Origin of the sequence: Pseudomonas sp. Irchel 3A5, assembly GCF_900187575.1 — a bacterium.
GTDB classification, from domain to species: Bacteria; Pseudomonadota; Gammaproteobacteria; order Pseudomonadales; family Pseudomonadaceae; genus Aquipseudomonas; species Aquipseudomonas folii.
Map to the genome: position 1 here is coordinate 122,017 of NZ_FYDU01000019.1, position 7,064 is coordinate 129,080.

7 protein-coding genes and 1 pseudogene are annotated in these 7,064 nt (G+C 55.4%); 1 reads left to right on the forward strand and 7 read right to left on the reverse strand.

Annotated features, from left to right (window positions below; all coding sequences use genetic code 11):
* The first annotated feature begins 280 nt into the window (after window positions 1-280).
* Window positions 281-1,252, forward strand: a complete 972-nt coding sequence (locus tag CKW31_RS26310; RefSeq protein WP_095101557.1) for a carbon-nitrogen hydrolase family protein — start codon at window positions 281-283, stop codon at window positions 1,250-1,252.
* 300 nt (window positions 1,253-1,552) lie between these two features.
* On the opposite strand, the gene CKW31_RS26315 is transcribed toward CKW31_RS26310, so the two are convergent.
* The 7 genes and pseudogenes from CKW31_RS26315 to CKW31_RS26345 form a co-directional block, all read right to left on the reverse strand.
* Window positions 1,553-2,032 carry a GNAT family N-acetyltransferase gene (locus CKW31_RS26315; RefSeq protein WP_095101559.1) on the reverse strand — a complete coding sequence of 160 codons (480 nt, stop codon included), beginning with the start codon at window positions 2,030-2,032 and terminating at the stop codon, window positions 1,553-1,555.
* Window positions 2,033-2,161: 129 nt separating this feature from the next.
* Window positions 2,162-2,926, reverse strand: a complete 765-nt coding sequence (locus CKW31_RS26320) for an IclR family transcriptional regulator (protein WP_095101560.1) — start codon at window positions 2,924-2,926, stop codon at window positions 2,162-2,164.
* Window positions 2,927-3,243: 317 nt separating this feature from the next.
* A pseudogene (locus tag CKW31_RS26325) lies at window positions 3,244-3,631 on the reverse strand (RidA family protein).
* A gap of 46 nt (window positions 3,632-3,677) precedes the next feature.
* Complete coding sequence (locus tag CKW31_RS26330) at window positions 3,678-4,484, reverse strand: amino acid ABC transporter ATP-binding protein (protein ID WP_095101562.1); 807 nt, start codon at window positions 4,482-4,484, stop codon at window positions 3,678-3,680.
* Window positions 4,481-5,143, reverse strand: a complete 663-nt coding sequence (locus CKW31_RS26335; RefSeq protein WP_095101564.1) for an amino acid ABC transporter permease — start codon at window positions 5,141-5,143, stop codon at window positions 4,481-4,483. Before CKW31_RS26335 ends, CKW31_RS26330 begins: the two co-directional genes overlap by 4 nt.
* Before the next feature lie 8 nt (window positions 5,144-5,151).
* Complete coding sequence (locus tag CKW31_RS26340) at window positions 5,152-5,814, reverse strand: amino acid ABC transporter permease (protein ID WP_095101566.1); 663 nt, start codon at window positions 5,812-5,814, stop codon at window positions 5,152-5,154.
* 52 nt (window positions 5,815-5,866) lie between these two features.
* Window positions 5,867-6,715 carry a transporter substrate-binding domain-containing protein gene (locus tag CKW31_RS26345; RefSeq protein ID WP_095101568.1) on the reverse strand — a complete coding sequence of 283 codons (849 nt, stop codon included), beginning with the start codon at window positions 6,713-6,715 and terminating at the stop codon, window positions 5,867-5,869.
* Window positions 6,716-7,064 lie beyond the last annotated feature (349 nt).

Below are 7,064 nucleotides of genomic sequence, written 5' to 3' on the forward strand. Positions count from 1 at the left end.
CCTGCCGCTGCACCGGGTAGGATGTGCTCGTAGACAGGAACTCAATGGCAACTATTGTAGTTTCAGATATCAAACAGCTTATTAATAACTGATCGATGCTCAACAAGCACTTTAGAATTCTATATATCCGTTTAAAGCTTGATCACTAAACAGGCTAAAACAACTCCCCCTGAGCGCCAAAGTATTGTCTTGTACTAATAGCCGCCCAACCCTGGTGAATCATTTATCAAGCGAATCTCTCTCGCGTGCGAGTCAATTTAATTCATTAAGGAAATAACCGATGTCATCCAGTCACACTCAAAATCCGGATCTTTTAACTGTCGGGCTGGCACAGATTTCGCCCATCTGGCTAAACCGCGAAGCAACGCTTGAGAAAATAGTCGATTACATCGGTCGTGCTGCAGAGCAACAGTGCCACTTCGTCACGTTCGGCGAAGCCCTGTTGCCCGGCTACCCTTTCTGGCTGGAATTGACCGATGGAGCGCGCTTCAACTGCTCAATACAAAAAGATATCCACGCCTACTACATGAAGCAGGCAGTACAGATCGAGGCCGGGCATCTGGATGCCGTCTGTGCTGCCGCTGCCCAACACAACATCGCTGTCATGCTGGGCTGTATTGAGCGGGCAGCAGATCGTGGCGGCTACAGCGTGTATTGTTCGCGGGTTCATATCGGGGCCGATGGCGTGATTGGTTCAGTGCATCGCAAGTTGATGCCTACCTACGAAGAACGCCTGACATGGTCACCGGGTGACGGGCATGGTTTGCAAGTTCACCCGGTCGGGTCATTTACTGTCGGCGGTCTCAACTGCTTTGAAAACTGGATGCCCCTGTCGCGTGCCGCACTGTATGCCCAAGGCGAAGATCTGCATGTCGCTCTATGGCCCGGCAACCTGCGCAATACCGACGACATCACTCGCTTCATTGCCAAAGAGGGGCGTTGCTTCACGATCTCGGTATCGGCGCTGATGCGGCGTGAAGATTTTCCATCCGATACGCCGCACCTGGACTTGATCCTCGCAAATTGCCCCGAGATCCTGGCTAACGGCGGCTCATGTATTGCAGCGCCAAATGGTAACTGGGTCATTCCACCCGCCGTCGGTGAAGAGTGCCTGTTGGTCGCGACGCTCGACCGCAATGAAGTGCGCCGTGAGCGGCAGAATCTTGATCAGGTTGGGCATTATTCCCGGCCAGACGTGACGCGACTTGTCGTTGACCGGCGCCGTCAAAATGTTGTGACGTTTGAAGATTGATGTAGCTAAACGAGCAATCGGGTTGCCTGCTTTTTAAGTGACACTCTGTTAATACCCCCCACAAGAAAAGCCCGCCTTAGCGGGCTTTTTGCGACCGCAAAAAACACAGACTTAGGGGCTAGCCTACCCGATTACAGCTATAAGGGTGAGCATCCACTGAAGTTACGTATCTGAGCATTGCGATTTTCGTCAGGAATGTCATGAAACAAAAACCGGTTAGTCGAATTAGTCTAAGGTCAAGATTTTACTTAAGGGCCTGCACGCGGGTATCGCCCAGAGATGAACAGCTTACGCCGATAATCAGGCTTTGCCGATTTCAACTTTTTTATGCATATCGAGGAGCATCTCACCCACGCGACTGGGATGCGGCCGCTCATCTTTCCGGATAAAACCATAATGCTCGTACAGCGCGATGTTTCTTGACATACGGCTGTTTGTGTATAAACGGATTTCACGCAGGCGCTTCGCCGCAGCACAACTTTCGGCGTGAGCCAGCAACTCTTTACCCAACCCTCTATTCTGATACTGCGGACTGACTGCAACGCTATATACCATAAGGAAGCTATCGCCTTCCTCGACAACCAGCACACCAGCTGCTACTCCTTCCACCTCGGCAATCCAGACATCGCCGTTTAGAATACGGTCGGTGTAATCTTCTTGAGCGGGTAAAGGGATTGCTCCAATAACTCCCTCATATGCAGGAATGTAGGCACTAGCGCTTATGGCGCGGACTAATTCGGCGTCATCAACTGTTGCTAATCGAGAGGTAGATAGTTGCATAGCGTTAGTCCAGATTTTGATTCAGCCGCAGATTATATGCGGCCGTTGAAGTCACTTGCTTGGGGCGAGCATCCCATGATGCGCAAGCAGTTGCTCGAGCTCACTCGCCCGCTGCGCAGGCAGCCGCGGTTACTCGTTGATACGTCGGGCAAGGCTATTGGCGCTGTCGATCAGAACACGGCGATAGTCGTTGTAATTGCTCTTCGCATCAGCACGTGGTGCGACGATGCACAAGGTCGCAATGGCAATGCCGTTCGGGTCTTTGACCGGCGCGGCGAAGCAGTGGGTGAAGGTGTCGGCGACGCTATCGAAGGAGAAAAAGCCATCGATAGCGGCTTGACGGATTTCACCCAGGAAATGTTCCAGCGGCAAACGCTCACCAGTGGGCAGGATGAAGTCGTCGGGGTCTATCAGATCGATGATTGCCTGATCGCTCAAATGCGCCAGCAACAGACGCCCGGACGCGGTCCACGGGATCGGGGCGTTCTCACCGATGTCCGAGGAGATGCGAAAATGCCGCTCGCCCTCTTTCATAAGGGCTACCGTGTATTTGCGCCCGTTGAGCAGGCACATCTGCGCGGTTTCACGGGTCTGGCTGACGATTTCCTGCAGGGCATTATCGGCCTCGCGGGTCAGGTCGAAATGACGCAAATGCGCTTGTCCGAGGAAGTAGAGCTGGCGACCGAGGTAGACGTGACCGTCCTTGCCTACCGGTTCAAGGATGCGCCGCTCCAGCAGCGAGGCCACCAGTTCGTAGACCGTGGATTTGGGGCTGCCGATGCCGCTTGCGATTTCATTCGGACGCAACGGTTTGCCGATTTCCTTGAGGAAATCGAGAATATCGAACGCCCGGTCCAGACCGCGTGCCCGTCGCTTGATGGTGTCTTCGGTCATTTCAGTGTTTCCCAATCAAATCCGCCTTGTAAAAGTCCTGACACCGCGCTGTCTCGTTGCAAACACAGTCCATGTGGGAGCGGTGCTTGCCCGCGATGAAGGCGACGCGGCCTGAAGGATACAACGTGGTGTTCTTGTCGTCGGAGTGCCGCCCAGACCAGGCACCGCTCCCACATAGAAATCGCATTTAGTCAGTAACTTATTTTTTTGATAGGAGCTGCTGCGGGCTGTGTTCTTTTGATAATGCCGTTGGGGCATGTCCAAAAACGCCAAAAGATCGCAGCCTTTGGCAGCTCCGACAAGAGCGAGCGCAGCGTTCAGGCCTTTTTCTTGTAAGCGATACAGTCGATCTCAACCTTGCAATCGACCATCATGTTCGCCTGCACACAGGCCCGCGCCTGCATTCTCGCTTTTAAAGTACTCCGAGAACACCTTGTTGAAACTCGTGAAATCCCGCGGGTCTTCCAACCACACCCCAGCACGCACCACATCTTCGAGACCATAACCAGCCTCCTCAAGAATCGCGACCAGGTTCTTCATGGTCTGATGGGTCTGCTCGAAGATACCGCCCACAATGATCTCGCCCTCCACCGCCGGCACCTGGCCAGAAACGTGCAGCCAGCCATCGGCTTCAACGGCGCGGGCAAAAGGACGAGGCGTGCCCCCAGCGGCGGTGCTGCCCGTACCGTAACGAGTAATGCTCATGAACGTTTCTCCTGTTTAAAATGTAAAAGCTTCCAGTTTTAAAAAATCAGAACCGCGTGTTCTTGAGAAACTCGGCCAGACGGGGTGATTGCGGGCGTTCGAACAATTCCTTGGGTGGCCCCTGCTCTTCAATACGTCCCTGATTCATGAAAACGATCTTGTCCGACACCTCGAAAGCGAAGCGCATTTCGTGGGTCACGAGCAGCATGGTCATGCCCTCCTCTGCCAGGCCCTTGATCACGCTCAGCACTTCACCGACCAGTTCCGGGTCAAGGGCCGAGGTCACTTCGTCGAATAGCATCAGGCTCGGGTTCATCGCAATAGCCCGGGCGATCGCTACACGCTGTTGCTGGCCGCCGGAAAGCTGGCCGGGAAAGTGATCGCGGCGCTCCAGGAGGCCGACGCGTTCCAGCCACTTTTCGGCCAGGGCCACGGCTTGGTCCTTGTGCAGTTTCTTGACCTTCAACAGACCCAGCGTGACGTTTTGCAACGCCGTCAGGTGCGGGAACAGGTTGAACTGCTGAAACGCCATGCCGGTCATCGCGCGATGCCGGGCAATGACTTTATCCGGATGCCGAACGCGCTTGCCGTTGACTTCGTCATAGCCGATGGACTCGCCATCGAGCACGATCTGCCCGCCCTGAAACTCTTCAAGCATGTTCACGCAGCGCAGCAGTGTGGTCTTGCCCGAGCCGCTGGAACCGATCAGCGTCACCACGTTGCCGCGTTGCATGGTCAGGTCGACGCCCTTGAGTACCTCGAGCTTGCCGTATTGTTTATGCAGACCGCGAATGTCCAGCAGCGCCTGGCCGTGTTGAGGATCTTTTGCGTTAGAGAGCGAAGATTGAGTCATGGCAAGGCCACCCGCTTTTCAATGTGCCGGCCGAGTAATTCGATGGCGTAGTTAATGACGAAAAACAGAAATCCGGCGAACAGGTAAAACTCGAGCGTCATGAACGTCCGGGCGATGATCTGCTGGGTACTTAGCAACAACTCGGCGACACCGATCACCGACAGCAGCGTTGAAGCCTTGACGATCTCGGTGGACGAGTTGACCCAGGTCGGCAAAATCTGCCGCAGCGCCTGTGGTAACAGCACGTAGCCGAGGGCTTGATAAAATGTCAGACCGATCGCCTTGCTCGCTTCCATCTGACCGTTTGGCAATGCTTGCAAGGCACCGCGCACAATCTCGGCGACGTGGGAACCGCAGAATAGGGTCAGTCCCAATGCGCCAGCCTGGAACGCGCTGATCTGCCAGCCCAGTGTCGGCGCCATATAGAAGCAGGCCAACACCAGCACAAACACCGGCGTGCCGCGAATGATGTCCACGTAAAAACGGAACGGCGCACGCATCCAGACATTGCCGTAGGTCAGCACCAGACCGGCGACAATGCCCACCATCGTGCCCAGCAAGATCGCCAGTGCCGAAACTTGCACACTGGTTAAAAAGCCTTGCCACAGTACTTCGCGGGCAACCCACAACTCATGCAACCAACTGGGGGATTCGTACATGGGGCCTCCTATCGGCGGATCGCCAGACGCTGCTCGAGATAACGCAGCACCATGGCAATGAGGTAACAGGCCGCAACATAGAGCGCTGTGGTCACCATCCAGGTTTCAATCACCCGATAGCTCTCGACATTGATCTTGCGCGCGTAATAAGTCAGCTCCGGCACGGCAATCGCCGCGGCCAGTGAAGTGTCCTTGAACAACGAAATGAAATTGTTCGACAAAGCCGGCAGCACATTGCGCAGCATCACCGGGACGGTGACGTAAGCTTTGACCTGCCATTCGCCTAGACCGATGGCAAGTCCGGCTTCACGCTGGCCCTTGGGAATGCTCAACATACCGCCACGGAACACCTCGGTCAGATACGCCCCGGCGTACAGCGACAGAGTAATGATGAACGACGGAATTTTATCCAGACGAATCCCGAGGCTCGGCAACGCGAAGTAGATCAACAGGATCAACACCAGAATCGGCGTGTTACGGACCACCGTCACATATACCGACGCCAGCACCCGCAACGCGCGATGCTTTGACAGCAAAGCAAACGCCATCATCAGCCCGATCACGCAACCAATGGCGATCGACACCAGCGCCAGCTCCAGGCCCAGTCCAAGCCCCGCCAGCAAGGTGTCGGAATCGCGCCACACAGCGGCAAAGTTCAACTGATAGTTCATGGTCAGCAGCACCTTGAACGGGGCGACTCATCACCGCTCCGCTCTCACGGGATCATTTGAATTCGACAGGGAAACCGATGGCTGGCGTAGGCAGATCCACGCCGAACCACTGCTTGAAGGACGCCGCGTAAGCCGGGAACTCAACGCCGGTCATGGCTTCATGCAAGGCGGTGTTGACGAAGTTCAGCCAGTCCTGATCGCCGCGCTTGACCGCACAGGCGTAGGTTTGCGGGCTCCAGGCGTAAGTCGGGCTGCTATAGCGGCCTGGGTTCTGCACCATCAGGTATTTAACCGACGATTGATCGGTGGCCGCTGCATCGGCACGGCCGGAGTTCACGGCCTGGTACATCAAGTCCACGCTGTCGTATTGATCGACCTTGGCGCTGGGCAGCGCCTGATGCACCAGTTCTTCCGCGTACACGTTCTGCAACACCGCAACGATCACCTTGTCACCCGCCGCTTTCAGGTCTTCGATTTCCTTGTACTTGCTTTTGGCCGGCAGCAGCAGGCCGACGCCTTCGCGGTAGTAAGGCAGCGTGAACGCCACCTGCTGCGCACGGCTGGCGGTCACGGTGATGAACTGGCAGCTGATGTCCACTTTGTCAGTCAGCAGATTGGGAATCCGCGCATCGGACGACTGCACCACGTACTCGACCTTGGTCGGATCGTTGAACAAACCCTTGGCAATCATGTGCCCGATGTCGATATCAAAACCCTGCAACTTGCCATCCGCACCCTGAAAGTGCCACGGCGCATTGGTACTGCCCGTCCCCACGATCAATTTCCCGCGTGCCAGCACGCTATCGAGCTTGCTGTCCGCCGCCTGGGCTACGTCCACGGCAGCAGTCGAAGCCGCACAGAGAAAAACACACGCTTTAAATAAGGAAGGTCGGCGATGCATGGCAAGCACTCCAGGATGATGTTTATTCCGCTATAGTGGAACATGGTATGTAACAACGGAATAAGCAGCAGAAAGCGTGCCACAGGACATAGGGGGTATGCAGGAGGGAATTGAAAGGTGTTTTGAATCAGTGGGATGCGAGAAATGGTGAAATCGGGGTTACGGAAATGCAAGTCGGAAACCGCTACCGATCGCTACGATAAAATGGGGGCGTGTTCATATCGGGTGCGGATGTGCTCATTTGTGCGGCATCCGCTTCAGACTTCTCGCTGGAAGGTTATGAACACCACCCGGCAATGACCGCGCCGATGGCGGTTTAGAACATTGCTTTGATGCTTTTATGTGGGAG

Coding starts and splice junctions, on each gene's coding strand:
- CKW31_RS26310 (WP_095101557.1), top strand. CDS start 281: ATGTCATCCAGTCACACTCAAAATCCGGATCTTTTAACTGTCGGGCTG.
- CKW31_RS26315 (WP_095101559.1), bottom strand. CDS start 2,032: ATGCAACTATCTACCTCTCGATTAGCAACAGTTGATGACGCCGAATTA.
- CKW31_RS26320 (WP_095101560.1), bottom strand. CDS start 2,926: ATGACCGAAGACACCATCAAGCGACGGGCACGCGGTCTGGACCGGGCG.
- CKW31_RS26330 (WP_095101562.1), bottom strand. CDS start 4,484: ATGACTCAATCTTCGCTCTCTAACGCAAAAGATCCTCAACACGGCCAG.
- CKW31_RS26335 (WP_095101564.1), bottom strand. CDS start 5,143: ATGTACGAATCCCCCAGTTGGTTGCATGAGTTGTGGGTTGCCCGCGAA.
- CKW31_RS26340 (WP_095101566.1), bottom strand. CDS start 5,814: ATGAACTATCAGTTGAACTTTGCCGCTGTGTGGCGCGATTCCGACACC.
- CKW31_RS26345 (WP_095101568.1), bottom strand. CDS start 6,715: ATGCATCGCCGACCTTCCTTATTTAAAGCGTGTGTTTTTCTCTGTGCG.